Source organism: Rhodococcus sp. HNM0563 (genome assembly GCF_012726195.1).
Lineage (GTDB): Bacteria > Actinomycetota > Actinomycetes > Mycobacteriales > Mycobacteriaceae > Rhodococcus.
In genome coordinates this window covers 475,275-491,551 of the sequence record NZ_JAASAF010000006.1, presented here as the reverse complement: position 1 = coordinate 491,551, position 16,277 = coordinate 475,275, and the positions used below count along the sequence as shown (strand labels likewise).

General features: G+C 64.7%; 16 protein-coding genes and 1 tRNA gene. 9 read left to right on the top strand and 8 right to left on the bottom strand.

The genetic code is table 11. The features are described from left to right. Positions 1 to 255 precede the first annotated feature (255 nt). Together dcm and HCA61_RS16920 are read left to right on the top strand one after the other, a co-directional pair. Positions 256 to 1,401: a DNA (cytosine-5-)-methyltransferase gene (gene dcm / locus HCA61_RS16925; RefSeq protein WP_169689372.1), complete on the top strand. Its 1,146-nt coding sequence runs from the start codon at positions 256 to 258 to the stop codon at positions 1,399 to 1,401. Positions 1,402 to 1,424: 23 nt separating this feature from the next. Continuing rightward, on the top strand, positions 1,425 to 1,838 hold the full coding sequence (locus HCA61_RS16920; RefSeq protein ID WP_169689315.1) for a very short patch repair endonuclease: 414 nt from the start codon (positions 1,425 to 1,427) through the stop codon (positions 1,836 to 1,838). A gap of 35 nt (positions 1,839 to 1,873) precedes the next feature. Here the strand turns inward: HCA61_RS16920 and HCA61_RS16915 are convergent, their stop codons facing one another. Both HCA61_RS16915 and HCA61_RS16910 read right to left on the bottom strand, forming a co-directional pair. After that, positions 1,874 to 3,049, bottom strand: a complete 1,176-nt coding sequence (locus tag HCA61_RS16915; RefSeq protein ID WP_169689314.1) for an acyl-CoA dehydrogenase family protein — start codon at positions 3,047 to 3,049, stop codon at positions 1,874 to 1,876. Continuing rightward, positions 3,049 to 4,281, bottom strand: coding sequence for an acyl-CoA dehydrogenase family protein (locus HCA61_RS16910; RefSeq protein WP_169689313.1), 1,233 nt, complete (start codon positions 4,279 to 4,281; stop codon positions 3,049 to 3,051). Before HCA61_RS16910 ends, HCA61_RS16915 begins: the two co-directional genes overlap by 1 nt. Positions 4,282 to 4,568: 287 nt before the next feature. Between HCA61_RS16910 and HCA61_RS16905 the strand changes: the two genes are divergently transcribed. Beyond that, positions 4,569 to 5,462, top strand: coding sequence for a TIGR03619 family F420-dependent LLM class oxidoreductase (locus HCA61_RS16905; RefSeq protein ID WP_169689312.1), 894 nt, complete (start codon positions 4,569 to 4,571; stop codon positions 5,460 to 5,462). A gap of 14 nt (positions 5,463 to 5,476) precedes the next feature. Here the strand turns inward: HCA61_RS16905 and HCA61_RS16900 are convergent, their stop codons facing one another. Beyond that, a complete protein-coding gene (locus HCA61_RS16900) occupies positions 5,477 to 6,298 on the bottom strand; it encodes a class I SAM-dependent methyltransferase (protein ID WP_169689311.1) in 822 nt (273 codons plus the stop codon). A gap of 144 nt (positions 6,299 to 6,442) precedes the next feature. Between HCA61_RS16900 and HCA61_RS16895 the strand changes: the two genes are divergently transcribed. The 5 genes from HCA61_RS16895 (at position 6,443) to HCA61_RS16875 (ending at position 11,668) form a co-directional block, all read left to right on the top strand. Further along, positions 6,443 to 7,621: a Rieske 2Fe-2S domain-containing protein gene (locus tag HCA61_RS16895; protein WP_169689310.1), complete on the top strand. Its 1,179-nt coding sequence runs from the start codon at positions 6,443 to 6,445 to the stop codon at positions 7,619 to 7,621. Positions 7,622 to 7,653: 32 nt separating this feature from the next. Continuing rightward, positions 7,654 to 8,835 (top strand): acyl-CoA dehydrogenase family protein, encoded by a 1,182-nt coding sequence (locus HCA61_RS16890; RefSeq protein ID WP_169689309.1) that lies wholly within the window; start codon positions 7,654 to 7,656, stop codon positions 8,833 to 8,835. A gap of 41 nt (positions 8,836 to 8,876) precedes the next feature. Next, positions 8,877 to 9,782: a biphenyl-2,3-diol 1,2-dioxygenase gene (gene bphC / locus HCA61_RS16885; protein ID WP_169689308.1), complete on the top strand. Its 906-nt coding sequence runs from the start codon at positions 8,877 to 8,879 to the stop codon at positions 9,780 to 9,782. Positions 9,783 to 9,962: 180 nt separating this feature from the next. Then, positions 9,963 to 10,718 (top strand): IclR family transcriptional regulator, encoded by a 756-nt coding sequence (locus HCA61_RS16880; protein WP_169689307.1) that lies wholly within the window; start codon positions 9,963 to 9,965, stop codon positions 10,716 to 10,718. Next, positions 10,715 to 11,668: an alpha/beta hydrolase gene (locus tag HCA61_RS16875; RefSeq protein WP_169689306.1), complete on the top strand. Its 954-nt coding sequence runs from the start codon at positions 10,715 to 10,717 to the stop codon at positions 11,666 to 11,668. Before HCA61_RS16880 ends, HCA61_RS16875 begins: the two co-directional genes overlap by 4 nt. On the opposite strand, the gene HCA61_RS16870 is transcribed toward HCA61_RS16875, so the two are convergent. Next, positions 11,650 to 12,339: a PadR family transcriptional regulator gene (locus tag HCA61_RS16870; protein ID WP_169689305.1), complete on the bottom strand. Its 690-nt coding sequence runs from the start codon at positions 12,337 to 12,339 to the stop codon at positions 11,650 to 11,652. The two genes, HCA61_RS16875 and HCA61_RS16870, sit on opposite strands and share 19 nt — an antisense overlap. A gap of 120 nt (positions 12,340 to 12,459) precedes the next feature. Here HCA61_RS16870 and HCA61_RS16865 point away from each other — a divergent pair, with 120 nt between their 5' ends. After that, on the top strand, positions 12,460 to 12,729 hold the full coding sequence (locus HCA61_RS16865; protein ID WP_240959657.1) for a hypothetical protein: 270 nt from the start codon (positions 12,460 to 12,462) through the stop codon (positions 12,727 to 12,729). A 41-nt stretch (positions 12,730 to 12,770) separates the two neighbouring features. On the opposite strand, the gene HCA61_RS16860 is transcribed toward HCA61_RS16865, so the two are convergent. From HCA61_RS16860 to HCA61_RS16845, 4 genes are all read right to left on the bottom strand, one after another. Beyond that, entirely contained in the window at positions 12,771 to 13,628 is an 858-nt protein-coding gene (locus tag HCA61_RS16860; RefSeq protein ID WP_247273606.1) for a mycofactocin-coupled SDR family oxidoreductase, read from the bottom strand. A 2-nt stretch (positions 13,629 to 13,630) separates the two neighbouring features. Beyond that, entirely contained in the window at positions 13,631 to 14,425 is a 795-nt protein-coding gene (locus tag HCA61_RS16855; protein WP_169689304.1) for an SDR family oxidoreductase, read from the bottom strand. Further along, positions 14,422 to 16,059, bottom strand: a complete 1,638-nt coding sequence (locus HCA61_RS16850; protein ID WP_169689303.1) for an NAD(P)/FAD-dependent oxidoreductase — start codon at positions 16,057 to 16,059, stop codon at positions 14,422 to 14,424. The genes HCA61_RS16855 and HCA61_RS16850 overlap by 4 nt, the downstream gene beginning before the upstream one ends. 138 nt (positions 16,060 to 16,197) lie before the next feature. Further along, a tRNA-Arg gene (locus HCA61_RS16845) sits at positions 16,198 to 16,270 on the bottom strand. Positions 16,271 to 16,277: the final 7 nt, after the last annotated feature.

Sequence of the window (16,277 nt, the reverse complement as noted above, 5' to 3'; positions counted from 1 at the left end):
TGTCCGTGTCGCTCTGACCTGGAATAAGTTACGCGAGGACTCACCGGAACACCAAATCGCCAGGTCAACGGAGTTTTCGTGCGGAAGCGCACCATCATCGGCACCGAATCGGCCGGCGAAGGACCGGAGCATCGGGCAGGCGCTTGTTCCGGAACGACACCGTGTTCATGCGTCGACTCACGGATCAGTACCACTCTCGAGTAACGTCTTCGTTTGAGCCGAGCGAGGAAGGGTGCCGTGACGTCGACGGGGAACATGGTCGGGTTGTTCGCCGGAATCGGTGGCCTCGAGCTGGGGCTGACGGAGCACGGATGGAACACCGAGCTTCTGTGCGAGGTGGACCCCGGAGCACAGGCTGTCCTCCGCGCGCGGTTTCCGGACACTCCTCTGCACCCTGATGTGACGCGTCTGCGCTCTCTTCCCCAGAACACAGAACTGGTGGCGGCAGGCTTCCCCTGCCAGGACCTTTCTCAGGCCGGCCGGACCGCGGGGATCACCGGGTCGAAGTCCAGCCTCGTCGATGAGGTCTTCCGGCTTGTGAAGAGGAAGAACGGTCCCCGCTGGCTGGTCATCGAGAATGTGCCGTTCATGCTGCAGCTCGGCCGGGGTGCTGCGATGCGGCACATCACCGACGCGCTGGGCGACCTCGGGTACATGTGGGCGTACCGCGTCGTCGACGCTCGCGCATTCGGTCTACCGCAGCGCCGGCAGCGTGTGCTGATGGTCGCCTCTCGTACCGAGGATCCTCGGACCGTGCTGTTCGGCGAGGACGCAGGCATGCCCATCGAAGGCAATCCCGATCTCTATCCGTGCGGGTTCTATTGGACAGAGGGTGTCCGCGGCCTCGGGTGGGCGATCAACGCAGTCCCCACTCTCAAGGGCGGCTCGACGCTGGGTATCGCAAGTCCACCGGCCGTGCGATTGCCGTCGGGAGAGATAGTGACCCCCGGCCTGATCGACGCCGAACGGCTCCAGGGCTTCGACCCCGACTGGACGGCACCGGCCATCCAGGCCCCCGGCGTCCGGCCCGGACATCGTTGGCGACTCGTCGGCAATGCAGTGAGCGTACGGATGGCGTCGTGGGTCGGTCACCGCCTCAGCCATCGGATCGAATACTCCCCCGACCACGAGACGCCGCTGGCAACGGGCGACGCCTGGCCGAGCGCGGCCTGGGGGATGCAGGGCAAGACCTTCCGGGTCCACGAATCACTGTGGCCGGTCCACGCTCCGTACGAGGATCTCGGCGGGTTCCTCGACGAGTCCCGGTTGCTGTCCGCCAGAGCGACCGCCGGGTTCCTGCGCCGCGCCCGCTCCGGCAAACTGCGCTTTCCTCCGGGATTCCTCGACGACGTCGAGAATCATCTCGACCGTATGGGTGGCTTCCCGACCGTCGCCGCGTAGGGATTCGAGCACAGGGGGTTCGTATGGCGTCGTCCGACCGGCCGCCCACCGATGCTCGCACGCGCGCGCGAATGAGCAGGCAGCGTCGCCGCGACACGGCACCCGAGATTGCGCTCCGCCGGGAGCTACACCGACGCGGGCTGCGGTTCTTCGTCGATCGCTCCCCGATAGCAGGCATGCGACGCCGCGCCGACCTGGTCTTCCCCCGGCGACACGTTGCTGTCTATGTGGACGGGTGCTTCTGGCACCGGTGTCCGCTACATGCGACCGCCCCGAAGAACAATGCCGAGTGGTGGGACGCGAAACTCGCGGCGAATGTTCGACGCGACCGCGACACGGATGCACGTCTGACCGATGCGGGGTGGACCGTCGTGCGGGTATGGGAACACGAAGATGCGACGACGGCGGCCGACCGTGTCCAGCGCTCCCTCGAATAGGGAGACGCCCTCACGGTAGGCCGCCGTCGCTGTGGTTACGGCTTGACGGTTACGGCTTGACCAGCTGGCTTGACCAGCTCTGCGTAACGAGCGATGTGCTGTTCGGCGCTGCCGAACTCGTACTCGATTGCCGTCAGCCGCTTGAAGTAGTGGCCGACGGCAAGTTCCTCTGTCATACCCATCCCACCGTGCAACTGGACTGCGTTCTGGCCGATGAACCGTGCCGCACGGCTGGTTGTCGCCTTCGCGGCCGAGACTGCGCGAGCCCTGCCTACGTCGTCGGAGTCGAGGTGCAACACCGCAAGGTACACCGCAGAAACGGCCTGTTCGAGCTCCATGTACATGTCGACCATGCGATGCTGCAGAACCTGGAAGCTGCCGATGGGCTGACCGAACTGCTGACGCTGCTTGCAGTAGTCGACGGTGTCGGCGAGCACCTTGCGCATCAGTCCGACGGATTCCGAGGCGACCGCCGTGATCGCCTCGTCCACAGTCCTGGAGATTGCACTCCATGCCTTGCCCTGCTCACCCAACAGTGCATCGGCGGGTAGTCGCAGCCCGGTGAACTCGAGGTCGGCTGCGCGGCGGTCGTCGATCGTCCGATACGAATGGACCTCCACACCGGCGGGAGGAGCGCTGGCGTCGAACTCGAGCAGGAACAGTGAGATCCCGTCGGTATCGAATCGGTCGCCCTCGGTACGCGCGGTGACGAGAAGGTGGGTGGCCAGCGGCGCGCTGCCCGCCACGATCTTGGCGCCGTCGAGCACCCATTCGTCGCCGTCCCGCCGCGCTGTCGTGGTGACGTCGTGCAGTACGTATCCGGAAGTCGCCTCGGTGGCCGCGAACGCGGTGACGGCGTCGCCGGCCGCTATCCGTTCGAGGGCGGACTTCGCGCGGTCGCCCCCTGCGCGTCCGAGAAGTCCGCCCCCGAGAACCACTGTGTCGACGTATGGCTCGACGACGAGCGCCCGGCCGAGTTCTTCCGCCACCACCATGAGTTCGACCGGGCCGCCACCCATGCCACCGACGTCTTCGGGAAGAGTCGCACCCAGGATGCCGAGTTCGTCGGCGAATGCGCGCCACACCTCGGGCTGCCAGCCCGCTCCCGTGGTCGCGGCCTTCCGGCTGCGGCCGAGGTCGTACCGGCTCGCGAGGAATTTGGCGACCGAATCACGAAGGAGCTCCTGCTCCTTGCTCAAACCGAAGTCCATCAGAGCCCCAATGCTGCTTTGGCGAGAATGTTTCGCTGAATTTCGTTGCTACCGGCGTAGATCGATCCCGCGCGGTCGTTGAAGTAGCGCAACGGCGCGACCGCCTGCCATTCGTCGCCACTGACGTAGTCGTCGCTGGGCGGCACGAAATCCGCGACCGGGCCGCCGGGCTTCGTCGCGTGCGGCTGGTAGACGCGGCCGCGAGGACCGGCTGCCTCGAGAGTGAGCCGCGTAAGCGTCTGGCTGAGTTCGGTGCCGAGCACCTTGAGCATCGACGACGCGGGCCCCGGATCTTTCCCCGCCGCCAATGCTGCCAGCGTGCGATATTCGAGGATCTCGAGCACCTCGGTACGGATGCGCGCGTCCGCGAGCGCCGCGGAGAACGACGGATCGTCGATGAGCTTTCCACCGGAAGGACCCGGTTGCTCTGCGGCGGCCGTCGCGATCCGCTCGGCCATCACCTGCAGGGCGGGCGCTGCGGCGGCACCACCGCGTTCGAAGACGAGCAGATACTTGGCGACAGACCACCCCTCGTCGATCTTGCCGAGGACGTTGCTCTTCGGCACCCGCACCTCGTCGAAGAAGACCTGATTCTGCACTTCTTCACCGGAGGTCATCACCAGCGGACGGATCTCGATGCCCGGCGCCGACATGTCGATCAGCACGAACGTGATGCCGTGCTGCTTCTTCTCGGACTTCGTCGTGCGCACGAGCGCGAACATCCAGTTCGCCTCGGTAGCGTGCGTCGTCCAAATCTTGCTGCCGGTCAAGATGAGGTCGTCGCCGTCGTCGACCGCTGCCATCGTGAGCGACGCCAGGTCCGACCCGGACTCCGGCTCGGAGTAGCCCTGGCAGAAAAAGACCTCGCCGGTGAGGATTCCGGGGAGGAAGAAGTCCTTCTGCTCCTGCGTGCCGTAAGCGATGATCGCATGCGAGACCATTCTGATCCCCATCGGCGACAGCGTCGGAGCACCGGCGAGGACCGACTCCCGGCCGAAGATGTAGTGCTGTGTCTGCGTCCAATCGCAACCTCCGTACTCGACCGGCCACGCGGGGGCGGCCCAGCCACGTTCGTGCAGGATCCGCTGCCACTCCATGCTGGCCTCGTGATCGGAGTACACGCTCGTTGCAAGCGTGCCGGCACGACGCAATTCGGGTGTCAGCTTCTCGTCGAGAAACGAGCGGACCTCGTCTCTGAATGCGGCTTCGGCCGCTGACCACGCAAGTTCCATGTTGTCTCCCAGCAGGGTCGCTCGCCGCAACCATTTTGGTGCGAATTGCCGTTAACTTTTCAGGATCGAACGGAGATTACTGGCGCGCATACCCGAACGTCAACAGGGAATCCATGATTCCCACATCAGGTTCAACCGTCGAAATAGGTGAGACCCATCGTTCACGTAATTGCTTCAGCAGCCTTGCATGCCCAACGGTCCAGAACAGAATTCTGACATTCGCCTATAGTGACTCTCGTCACGGGAGCTCTTACATCTGGCAGGCACACCACACAGGAGTCGAGCACATGAAGTTCTGGAGCGGCACAGCGTTCATGAAAACCGCAGAGATGCCTGCGGTCGCACGAATGCTCGACGAAGCGGGTTTCCACGGCATGTTGATCTCCGACCACCTCGTCTTCCCCAAGGAAATGACGACGATCTATCCCGGTCACGAAAGTGGCAAGATGTTCTGGCCCGCCGACACCGAGTGGCCGGATGCATGGGTGCTGGTCGGCGCAATGGCAGCAGTCACCAAGAACCTGCATTTCGGGAACAACGTATACATCGCGCCCTCGCGCCCCATCATCGAGGTCGCCAAGCAGGTCGGCACTGCAGCAACGATCGCAGGCGGACGCGTGTCGATCGGGCTGTCCGCCGGATGGATGCGCGAAGAGTTCGAGCTCCTCGGCCAGGACTTCGACAACCGCGGCCCTCGGCTCAACGAGATGATCCAGGCGCTGCGCGAACTGTGGAAGGGCGGCTGGGTGTCATGGAAGGGTGAGTACTACGACATCCCCGAAATGATGATCGAGCCTCATCCGCCCGAACCGGTGCCGATCCTGTGCGGCGGAGAATCGAAGGCAGCCCTGCGGCGGGCCGCACGATATTGCGACGGCTGGGTCGGCACCGCCTACAGCCTCGACGACGCCGAGCATTGGATTCAGCGCATCAACGATCTCAGACGCGGGTACGGACGCGAGCACGAACCGTTCGACATCATCATGGGACTGCGCGAGACCCCGTCCCTCGAACTGTACAAACAGGCCGAGAAGATCGGCGTCACCGGTGTGATGGTGTCGCCGTGGGCGAACTGGGAGCGCACGCACTCCGGCGACCACAACCATCTACTGGGCAGCGCAGAAAGCTACCGGGCCCCCATCGACGACTTCCGGGAGAAGATCATCGACCGGCTGACCTGAACGAGCCCCGTCCCCTACTTCGCCGGCGCCGTCTCGAAACGGTTGAGCTTGTACGTGGTCACCGGCGGCGGCACCAGATAGCGCAAGACTTTGAGTCCCAACCGGTACCGCAGCGGCCACGTACGCCCCACCTCGGATTGGGGTGACGCGAACGTCCTCGATTCGAGCAACGTCAATCCGAGGGGTTCGAGCGCGTGCGGCTCATCGCACGTCCACACCATCCGGGCGGGCACCGCTTTGAAGACCGGATTGCGGTCCTGGCTGTTCATCATTGCCCGGCCACCCGTGTCGAATGCGATACCGGCCCCGGGGAATTCCTCCACGATGCGTTCGAGCACCGTGTGCACCTGATCCGCCGGAAAGTACAGGAGTACCGCTTCGCTCAGCAGGAAGACCGGCCCGCCACGCTCCATGACCTGCTCGAACCAGTCGGTATCGAAGAGCGAACCCGCAATCGTCGTGTAGCGGTCCGAATCGGAGAAGAAGCGCCTGCGCAGTTCCATGGTGTCGGGGACGTCGAGATCGAACCAGCGCACGCGACCGTTGTCGAGTCGTTCGAATCTTGTCGACAACCCGCATCCGAGATCTACGACTGTGCCGTCGGGATGTTCGGCGAGAAAGCTGCGCACGTAGCCGTCGAAGATCGACGCACGCAGCACCGATCCCGACAGCGACGGACCGCGGAACTTGGCGAAGTCGTAGTCGAGGGTGTCGACGAGCTCAGCGGCCCTGCGGTCGCCGAGCACGCTGTGACGGCGACGCGCGTCGAGCGCCCGTCCGTAGAGCGGGATCAGCAGCGTTTCCTGAATTTCGCCGAGCGAGACGGAGTCACCCATCAGCCCAATATAGGTTAGGGAAACCTAATTCGAAATGCCTTCTGTGAATTTCCGTCCGCCCAGCGGGAGCCACCGTTCCATTCACTTCTCCTCACTCCGGACCATGCAATGCATCACATTCACAGCCCACCCCCGGAGGCCTGCATGACCGCACTCTCCAGCCAACCCGACACACCCACCTCGAACGATGAGGAAATCCGCGTCATCGAAGCAGCCGCTCCCCCGGAGCGATTCGCACGCGGATGGCACTGCATCGGACTGATTCGCGACCTCGCCGACGGCAAGCCCCACCAGATCGACATCTTCGGCACCAGCGTCGTGGTATTCGCCGACAGCCAGGGGAACCTCAACGTTCTCGACGCATACTGCCGGCACATGGGCGGCAACCTGGCACAGGGCACCATCAAGGGCGACTCGATCGCATGCCCATTCCACGACTGGCGTTGGAACGGCAAAGGCAAATGCAGCGACATTCCCTACGCTCGCCGGGTCCCGCCCTTGGCCCGCACCAGAGCGTGGACCACTCTCGAACGCAACGGTCAGCTGTTCATATGGAACGACCCCGAAGGAAACCCGCCGCCGGCGGACGTGACGATTCCGCACATCGAGGGCTACGGCACCGATGAATGGACGGACTGGTCGTGGAAGACCATCCGCATCAAGGGTTCCCACTGCCGGGAGATCATAGACAACGTCGTCGATATGGCGCACTTCTTCTACGTGCACTACTCGTTCCCGCGCTATTTCAAGAACGTGTTCGAGGGACACACCGCCACGCAGTACATGCGCTCCACCGGACGCGAGGACGTCATCGTCGGCACCAACTACGACGATCCCAACGCCGAGTTGCAGTCCGAAGCCACCTACTTCGGGCCGTCGTACATGATCGACTGGCTCGAATCCCAGGCCAACGGGATGACCATCAACACCGTGCTGATCAACTGCCACTATCCCGTGAGCAACGACGAATTCGTGCTGCAGTACGGCGCAATCGTGAAGAAGCTGCCCGGATTGTCCGACGACGCAGCCGCGGGTATGGCCGCCCAGTTCGCAGACGGTGTACAGCTCGGATTCGAACAGGACGTCGAGATCTGGAAGAACAAGGCCCCGATCGACAATCCGCTACTGTCCGAGGAAGACGGCCCGGTCTATCAGCTCCGTCGCTGGTACAAGCAGTTCTACGTCGACGCCGCCGACGTCACCGACGACATGACGACGCGCTTCGAGTTCGAAATCGACACCACCCGCGCGGTCTCCAACTGGCGTCAGGAAGTCGACGAGAACATCGCCGCCGGCCGCGTCATCAACTCCACCGCGCCCTGACCCGGCGCCCGCAGCAGGAACAGGAACACCCGATGACTTACGAAGTATTGAACCGCGTCGATGCGATGGCCGACGAATTGTTCATCGAAGGTGAGCAAGCCGAGCGCATCGGCAAGCTCGCCGACGAAACGGCCAAGCGGATGAAGGAAGCCGGCTCGATCAAGATGCTTCAGCCGAAGCAATACGGCGGCCACGAGGCACATCCTCGTGAATTCGCCGAGACGGTGATGCGCACGGCGTCGCTGAATCCGTCGGCCGGATGGATCCACGGCATCGTCGGCGTCCATCCGTGGCAGCTGGCATTCGCCGATCCGCGTGCACAGGAAGAGGTGTGGGGCGAGGACGACAACACGTGGATGGCGTCGCCGTACATGCCGGGCGGACTGTGCGTACCGGTCGACGGCGGCTACACGTTCTCCGGACGTTGGCAGTTCTCCTCGGGCACCGACCACTGCGACTGGGCGTTCCTCGGTGCTCTGGCCTGCACACCGGACGGCAAGCCCGAAGAACCGATGCGCATGCTCCACGTGATCATCCCGCGCACCGACTACACGATCATCGAGGACTCGTGGGACACCATGGGACTGCGCGGTACGGGGTCCAAGGACGTCGTGGTCGAGAACGCATTCGTTCCGGACTACCGGGTCATGGACTGCGACGAGGTGATCGACGGAACCGCGGTACGCCGATACGGGCGCACCGAGACGCTCTATCTCATGCCGTGGTCGACGATGTTCCCCCTCGGCATCACCTCCGCGACCGTCGGCATCGCCGAGGGAATGGTCCATCACGCCGAGGTGTATCAGGGTGACCGGATCAACGCGCAGGGTACCGCGATCAAGGACGACCCCTACACCCTGTTCGCCATCGCCGAAGCCGTCGCCGACCTGCAGGCCGCCCGCGACACACTGCTGGCGAACGTGGACCGGATGTGGGACCTCGTCGATTCCGGGAAGACACCGACGTTCGCGCAGCGCGCCGAGGGGCGGCGCACCCAGGTGCAGGCCGCGTGGCGTGCGGTGAACGCGATCGACAAGATCTACCCCCGCTGCGGCGGCAACGCTCTGCGCATGGACAAGCCCCTGCAGCGTTTCTGGCGCGATGCGCACGCCGGACTGCACCACGCGATCCACGTGCCGAGCACGGTCTTCCACGCGTCGTCGCTCAGTCGCCTCGGTGTCGAACCACAAGGTCCTCTGCGGGCAATGATCTGACCGACCCACTCATACTCATCTCATCGGAAGGGCATTTTTCGATGCCGGATTTGAAAGCTCTGGGCTACGTGAAGGTCCAGACGAACGATATGGACCGCTGGCGAACGTTCGCGTTCGACGTCCTCGGGTTCGCGCCCGGTTCCGGACCCGACCCCGACGCGCTGTATCTGCGGATGGACGAACGCGCCGCACGCATCGTGGTCGTTCCCGGTGGCACGGACGAGGTTGTCGCCGTGGGCTGGGAGGTACGTGATCATGCTGCGCTGCAGCGCGTGACCGAGAAACTCGAACTCGCCGGTGTCCCCGTCAAGCGGTTGTCTCTCGAGGAGGCCGACGCTCGGCGCGTAGAGGAGGTGATCACGTTCCAGGATCCGAGCGGTGCGGTCCTCGAGGTGTTCCATGGCGCTGTTCTCGATCACTCGCCGGTGGTCACACCGTTCGGCGCACGTTTCGTCACCGGAACGCAAGGGCTCGGCCATGTGGTACTGCCGGTCACCGATCCGGACGCGTCATTCGAGTTCTACACGAAGACCCTCGGCTTCCTGCCCCGCGGCGCCTTCCGTCTGCCCACTCCGCCGGAGGTCGGGCCGATGAGGATCCGGTTCCTCGGCATCAACGAGCGCCATCACAGTCTCGCGCTGTGCCCCGCCGCGCACGGGGGCGCGCCGGGACTGATCCACGTGATGGTGGAGGTGGATTCACTCGACGCCGTCGGCCAGGCGCTCGACCGTGTCGTGAAGGACGGGTTCTCCGTTTCGTCGACTCTCGGCAGGCACACGAACGACAAGATGGTCTCGTTCTACACCCGCGCACCCGGCGGCTGGGACATCGAGTTCGGTACCGAGGGGATGAAGGTCGACGAGGCGCACTACAGCTCGGAAGAGATCACCGCCGACAGCTACTGGGGTCACGACTGGTCGGGCAGCGAGCCGCTGGCGGCGATGTAGGCGGATCCCGCACCGGGACGTGTCGGCGGGCCCCGCGGTTCCCACCGGAACCGCGGGGCCTGCATGTTTGTGACCGAATTCACGAATGCCCTTCCCTTCGCGCAACGAATGTGCCACTATTTCGATTAGAAATTGCCACGTCAAGCTACACATTCGCTTGGTGATCGCAAGGGAGCATCCGTGACCGTTCAAAGCTCGCACCCGCCCGTGCCCACAGCAACCCTCGATCGACTGTCCTCGGTCCTCGACGCCTTCGACGGACCCGGACGGTTGACCCTGTCGGGCGTCGTCCGCCGCACCGGGCTTCCGCGCTCGTCGGCGCACCGCATGCTCGATCAGCTGGTCAGAATGCGCTGGCTGCGACGCGACGGGCGTGACTACGAACTCGGCATGCGGCTGATCGAACTCGGATCGATCGCGCTCGAGCAGGACCGAGTGCACCGCGCAGCCGTCCCCGTCCTGCACGAACTGCATCGGATGACCGGCTGCGTCGTCCATCTCGCCGTACTCGACGACACCGACATCGTCTATCTCGAGAAGATCGGTGGACGCCTCGCCGGGTCGGTACCCACCAGGGTCGGGGGCCGCCGGCCGGCACGGCACACCGCGGCGGGTAAGGCGATGCTCGCCGCCACCGCACTCGACGACGCCGATCTCGTACGAGTACGAGAATCGGGCTTCGCCTTCGAGAAGGAAGAATCGCTGCGCGGATTCGGCTGTGTCGCAGCGTCGATCGGACCGGAACACGATCCTGTTGCGGCCATCTCGGTGTGCGGTCCGGTACGTTCGATGCCGTTCGATCATCGCCTCGCCAACCCTGTGCGTGCCGCCGCCACCCGAATCTGGCGCGACTACCAGGACCAACTCGTCGGTGTCTCCCCCGTCCTCGGCCGGAACCGGGCGTGGAGTACGCACCGGGTCATGGAGCCGGCATGACCGACGCCCCGCACACGTCCCCCTCACCGCCGGTCCGCGCGATGCTCGACACACTGAATGCGAATTTTCCCGCAGTGCACACCATGACCGGCCTGGCCGCCCGCGCAGCGGTGGCCGCACGCCGCGCACCGAATCCGTCGCCCCAGCCTGTCGGCCGCATCGAGGACCACCGAATCGGCTCCGGAGTACGAGTGCGTGTCTACGTGCCCGACACGTCCGCACCCACCCCGCTGATCGTATTCGCGCACGGCGGCGGGTTCGTGTTCTGCGATCTCGACTCGCACGACGGGATCTGCCGAGCAATGTGCAATGCCACCGCCTCCGTCGTGGTCTCGGTCGAGTATCGGCTCGCCCCGGAGCATCGGGCCCCAGCGGCCGCAGAAGATGTGTATCTCGCGCTCGAATGGGCCCACGACCGTGCACCGCAATTCGGCGCCGATCCGGCGCGGCTGGCAGTCGCGGGCGACAGCGCAGGCGGAAACCTCGCCGCGGTGGTGGCCATAACAGCACGAGACCGCGGCGGGCCACATCTGCGCGCACAAGCACTGCTGTATCCGGTGATCGACGACGACTTCGGCACCGACAGCTACCGACGCTACGCCGACGGTTACTACAACACGCGCGCAGCAATGCAGTGGTACTGGCAGCAATACGCACCAGGCGGCGCACTCACAGCAGACGTGTCACCGATGCGCGCCGATACGCTCACCGGCCTCCCCCAGGCCGTGATGGTCACAGCGGGCCTCGACCCGTTGCACGACGAAGGGGTCGCCTACGCGCAGCGGCTACGCTCGGATTCCGTTCCGGTGCGGCACTTGGATTTTCCAGGACTGTTCCACGGATTCCTGTCGTTTCCGTCGCTCGCTGAAAGCACCGCGGCCGCCGACGCCGTCTGGGCGGCATTCCGGAAGATTCTCACCCCGGCCCGTTCTCATTCGCTCCCGCGCTGAAGTCCGATCACGATCTCCTCGACACTGCGCCACGATCCCGGGTCGAGCGGCACTATGCTGCCCGAGACGGTGAGGCGGGCCTGCTCGAACTCTCTTGCTGCTTGGTCGATCTCATCGAAAAGAGTACGCGACAGTTCGATCTCCGCATCGAAGTAGCGGACCGCCCACTGCAAGCTCATGCGGGGAAATGCCCACGCCGGCTCGCGCGACGAATGCTCGGCGTGCAGTGCCGCGCGATCGCGCAGTTCTTCCATGTTGTCGATGTGAGCTCGGACAAGCTCTTTGAGATGTTCGGGGTCGTTGAGGTGACCCAACCACATTCGAAGCATCACGCCGTGCTTGAGGACCGGGATTTCCACCGGGGCGCTACGCGACCATGCCCCGACCGCGTCTTTGCCCGCTGCCGTGACGCTGTACACCCGGCGTCCGCGCACACCGGCCTCCGCGACCGCGCGCGACTCCACGAGTCCCATGTTCTCCAGCTTCTTGAGCTCGCCGTACACCTGACTGACCGACGGGCTCCAATAGAAGAAGCCGATGCTCCAATCCGCCCACTTCTTCAGATCGTTGCCCGACAGCTCCTCACCGAACGAGAGCATGCCGAGCACAGCCCAGCTCGTCGCAGGTAGCGACGGATACGAAGGCTCGACATATTCCGGGTGATCCGACATCCATCCGAGCCTAACAACCGCCTAGCGAACCGGAGGACCTCATCGACCGCTGAGCGAACACGTCCGCTGGGCGGGAGAGAGGGATCACACCGAACCACTCTGTCCGTACCGTGACCAGGCATGATGGAACGACCTGATCATATGGAACCCGTGTCGTGCGGCTGCGGCACCACCGTGTTCGTCGAAAAGTTCAGTGCAGCCCATACGAGCGTGCAGTGGCCCGCGCGCACGGTGTGTCCTCAGCTCGTCCACGAGCAGACGCCCGGTGGCTGGAACCCGACCTGCCCGTCGCTGCGGCGCGCGATCGACGACGCCTGCGAATCCGGTCGTATCGGTGAGACACTGCGCCACGATCCGCCACCGGTCCGCTTCAGCCGCGTCGACGCCTGAGACCACTGACCACCGGCCCGGCATCGATGTAGGTCATGTGCTCAGCGTTGAGTGCTGCCGGCATCGACGGGCAGCGCCACCGCCGTGATGTAGCGGGCCTCATCCGAAGCAAGGAACAGAGCAGCGTTGGCCACGTCGACCGGCTCGATCCACGGCACGTCGAGAAGGTTCATGGTGCGTGCCGCCTCGGCGAACTCTTTCCTGCTCGGCTCTGTTGTGTCCGGGCGGAACTTCGCCCGCACAGCCGGATTCTGGATCATCAGGGTGTCGACATTTGTCGGGTGTACTGTGTTCACCCGAACTCCATGCGGTGCAAGTTCTTTCGCGAGTGATCGCATGAGACCGACCACACCGTGCTTCGCTGCGGTGTAGTGGGCGACGCCCACCAGACCCCGAAGACCCGCGATCGAGCTCGTCAGCACCATCGCCCCACCGCCGCGGGCAATGAGGTGCTCGGCGGTCACTGCGCACGTGATCCACACCCCGGTCAGATTCACGTCGAGCATCGTGCGCCACTGCTCTTCGGATAGCTCGACGGCAGGCGCGGACGACGTGATACCCGCTGTTGCGCACACGATGTCGAGCCCGCCCCATTCGGAGACAGCTTCGTCGACCGCAGCGGCCATACCGTCGCGATCTCGCACGTCCACCACCGCGGTCCGTACTCTCGCGCCGCAGGCACGAACCATATCGGCGGTCTCGGAGAGGTCGTCCACGCTCGCCGGCGGAGTCACGACCGACTCCACTGCGCCGCACAGGTCCAGCGCGATCACGTCCGCGCCTTCCTCGGCGAACCGCACCGCTTGCGCCCGCCCGATTCCTCGGGCCGCGCCCGTGACGAGCGCGACCCTACCCTGCACCCTGCCCGCATTACGTTTCTGCACACTCGGTTTCGTCACGTTCACACCTTCTCCGTCAAACCTGCATCGACCGGGAGGCACGTGCCGGTCATGTAGCGGGATTCATCCGACACGAGGAACACCACGGCGTTGCTCACGTCCACCGGATCCACCCACGGGACGGGCAGGATGTTCCGTGCGGCGAGGACTGCCGCGGCGTCGGTCTCCGTCGGGTCGGCGATGTCCGGGCGTAGCCGCGCGAACACCCGCGGATCGATGATCATCGGCGTGCGTACCGACCCCGGTTGCACCGTATTCACCCGGATACCCCGGCCACCGAGTTCGTTCGCGAGGGTGCGGGCAAGTCCGATCACGGCATGCTTGGCTGCACTGTACGGCGCGGCCGTCGCGATCGCTCTGGAACCTGCAGTGGACGCGATGATCACCACCGCACCTCCGTCGGCCAGGTGCGGCTCGGCGGCCGACACGGTGTTCCACACGCCGGTGAGGTTGACATCGAGTGCCCGCTGCCAGTCATCGGTGGCGATCGTCCACGCCGGACCGGGCGTGTCGTAGACGCCGGCATTGGCAACCACGGCGGTCAGCGGACCGAGAGCCGCCGACGCCGACGCCATCGCCTCGGCCATCGCCGCCCGGTCGCGCACGTCCACCGTGGCAGTCACGCATCGCTGTCCGGTGCACCCGACAGCGTCGGCGACCGAATCCATGTCGGTGCCGGCAAGATCGAGTGCCACGATGTCTGCGCCCTCCTGCGCCATCCGGACGCAGTGACTCGTCCCCATGCCGCCGGCTGCACCCGTCACCGCAACGACGGCGCCGTCCAGACGCCCCGTCATTCGGTCACCGCCGCAACGATGTCGAAGTTCCGACTCCCGACAAGGTCGAATCCGTCGTACCCGGTTTCGGCGACGCGCGCACAAATCTCCCGGTAGGAAGCGAATCCACCGATGAACAACATGAAACCGCGGGGCTTGCCGGGAATGTTCGCTCCCGTGTACCAGGAGTCCGCGCGTGGGAACAGCGTCCGGTCGGCGCGCTCGGCCAGTTCGGCCTGCCACCGGTCGACAGCATCGGCACGCGCTTCCAGACCACGGTCGCCGTTGATGTCTACGTGGGCTATGGCGTCGGCGATCCAGTCGATGTGGTCCTCGGCTCCGAGGATCATGTTCGCAAGCACACTCGGGCTGCCCGGCCCGGTGACGAGGAACAGGTTGGGGAAACCGTCGACGCCCAGTCCGAGATAGGTCCGTGGGCCGCCCTGCCAATGCTCGCGCAGCTTCCGGTCGCCGCGTCCGCGGATATCGATCCGGTCGAGTGTGCCGGTGAGGGCGTCGAAGCCGGTCGCGTAGACGAGAGCATCCAGATCGTGATGCGTCTCGGTGGTACGAACCCCGGTGCCCGTGATCTCGGTGATCGGCGTCTTCCGTAGATCCACGAGAGAGACGTTGTCGCGGTTGAAAGTCGTGTAGTAACCCGAATCGGTGACGATCCGTTTGGTACCGATCGGATGATCCTTCGGGATCAGACGATCGGCGATCTCCGGGTCGTCGACCATCGCGCGGATCTTCCCCTCGACGAACGCCCTGGCGGTGTCGTTGGCTTCCAGGTTCGAAGTCTGGTCGGGGAAGGTCTTCGCGAACAGGACACCACCCATGTTCCAGCGCTGCTCGTAGGCGGCACGACGCTCCTCCTCGTCGACTTCGAGTGCGCACTTCGAATGCGGATGGAATGGGGACCCGCCTCCGCTGAGCCGCGACAACCTGCGCCGCTCCGCGTACCCCGCCTTGTGCTCACGCCGCTGCTCATCGGTCAACGGTGCATTGCCCGCGGGCACCGAGTAATTGGCGGTGCGCTGGAACACGGTCAGATGTTCCGCGTGCTCAGCGATCACAGGAACCGACTGGATTCCCGACGAACCGGTGCCGATCACTCCCACCCGCATGCCGCTGAAGTCGACACCCTCGTGCGGCCAGGCGGCAGTGTGGAACACAGAGCCCGCGAATCGGTCACTGCCGGGGATCGCTGGAGTGTTCGCAGTCGAGAGGCTTCCTGTGGCAAATACACAGAACCTGGCGCGCACCCGCTCACCGCCGTCAGTGCTCACCTCCCACACGACGCTGTCCTCGTCGTACACGGCCGACACCACACGCGTACCGAACGTGAACGCGGAACGCAGATCGAAACGGTCGGCGACGTGGTTCAGATAGCGCAGGATCTCGGGCTGGGTCGCGTACTTCTCGCTCCAGTCCCAGTCCTGCTGCAGTTCGTCCGAGAACGAGAACGAGTAGTCGACGCTCTCGACGTCGCACCGCGCGCCCGGGTACCGGTTGAAGAACCACGTGCCACCGACGTCGTCCCCTGCCTCGAAACCGCGGACCGAGAGCCCGTCGCGATTGAAGCGGTGTACCGCATACATCCCGGCGACACCAGCGCCGACCACGACGACGTCCACATCTGCTGGTTGTGTCATGGCCGCGACGGTAGAGACACCATCGATCGGTCGGATACGGGCTCTCCCGGTGGGCGGTCATTCACGGAGGGAAGGTGTCGAGCCCCCATCGACGAAGAAAAGCCCCACCAGCGTTACTGCTGGTGGGGCTTTCTGCTGTGCGCCCGAAGGGATTCGAACCCCTAACCTTCTGATCCGTAGTCAGATGCTCTATCCGTTGAGCTACGGGCGCATGGGTA

What these genes read in the sequence shown, in the direction of transcription:
- HCA61_RS16920 (WP_169689315.1), top strand. Translation starts at nt 1,425, where the DNA reads ATGGCGTCGTCCGACCGGCCGCCCACCGATGCTCGCACGCGCGCGCGA.
- HCA61_RS16865 (WP_240959657.1), top strand. Translation starts at nt 12,460, where the DNA reads ATGATGGAACGACCTGATCATATGGAACCCGTGTCGTGCGGCTGCGGC.
- HCA61_RS16910 (WP_169689313.1), bottom strand. Translation starts at nt 4,281, where the DNA reads ATGGAACTTGCGTGGTCAGCGGCCGAAGCCGCATTCAGAGACGAGGTC.
- dcm (WP_169689372.1), top strand. Translation starts at nt 256, where the DNA reads ATGGTCGGGTTGTTCGCCGGAATCGGTGGCCTCGAGCTGGGGCTGACG.
- HCA61_RS16890 (WP_169689309.1), top strand. Translation starts at nt 7,654, where the DNA reads ATGACTTACGAAGTATTGAACCGCGTCGATGCGATGGCCGACGAATTG.
- HCA61_RS16875 (WP_169689306.1), top strand. Translation starts at nt 10,715, where the DNA reads ATGACCGACGCCCCGCACACGTCCCCCTCACCGCCGGTCCGCGCGATG.
- HCA61_RS16905 (WP_169689312.1), top strand. Translation starts at nt 4,569, where the DNA reads ATGAAGTTCTGGAGCGGCACAGCGTTCATGAAAACCGCAGAGATGCCT.
- HCA61_RS16915 (WP_169689314.1), bottom strand. Translation starts at nt 3,049, where the DNA reads ATGGACTTCGGTTTGAGCAAGGAGCAGGAGCTCCTTCGTGATTCGGTC.
- bphC (WP_169689308.1), top strand. Translation starts at nt 8,877, where the DNA reads ATGCCGGATTTGAAAGCTCTGGGCTACGTGAAGGTCCAGACGAACGAT.
- HCA61_RS16900 (WP_169689311.1), bottom strand. Translation starts at nt 6,298, where the DNA reads ATGGGTGACTCCGTCTCGCTCGGCGAAATTCAGGAAACGCTGCTGATC.
- HCA61_RS16850 (WP_169689303.1), bottom strand. Translation starts at nt 16,059, where the DNA reads ATGACACAACCAGCAGATGTGGACGTCGTCGTGGTCGGCGCTGGTGTC.
- HCA61_RS16895 (WP_169689310.1), top strand. Translation starts at nt 6,443, where the DNA reads ATGACCGCACTCTCCAGCCAACCCGACACACCCACCTCGAACGATGAG.
- HCA61_RS16870 (WP_169689305.1), bottom strand. Translation starts at nt 12,339, where the DNA reads ATGTCGGATCACCCGGAATATGTCGAGCCTTCGTATCCGTCGCTACCT.
- HCA61_RS16855 (WP_169689304.1), bottom strand. Translation starts at nt 14,425, where the DNA reads ATGACGGGGCGTCTGGACGGCGCCGTCGTTGCGGTGACGGGTGCAGCC.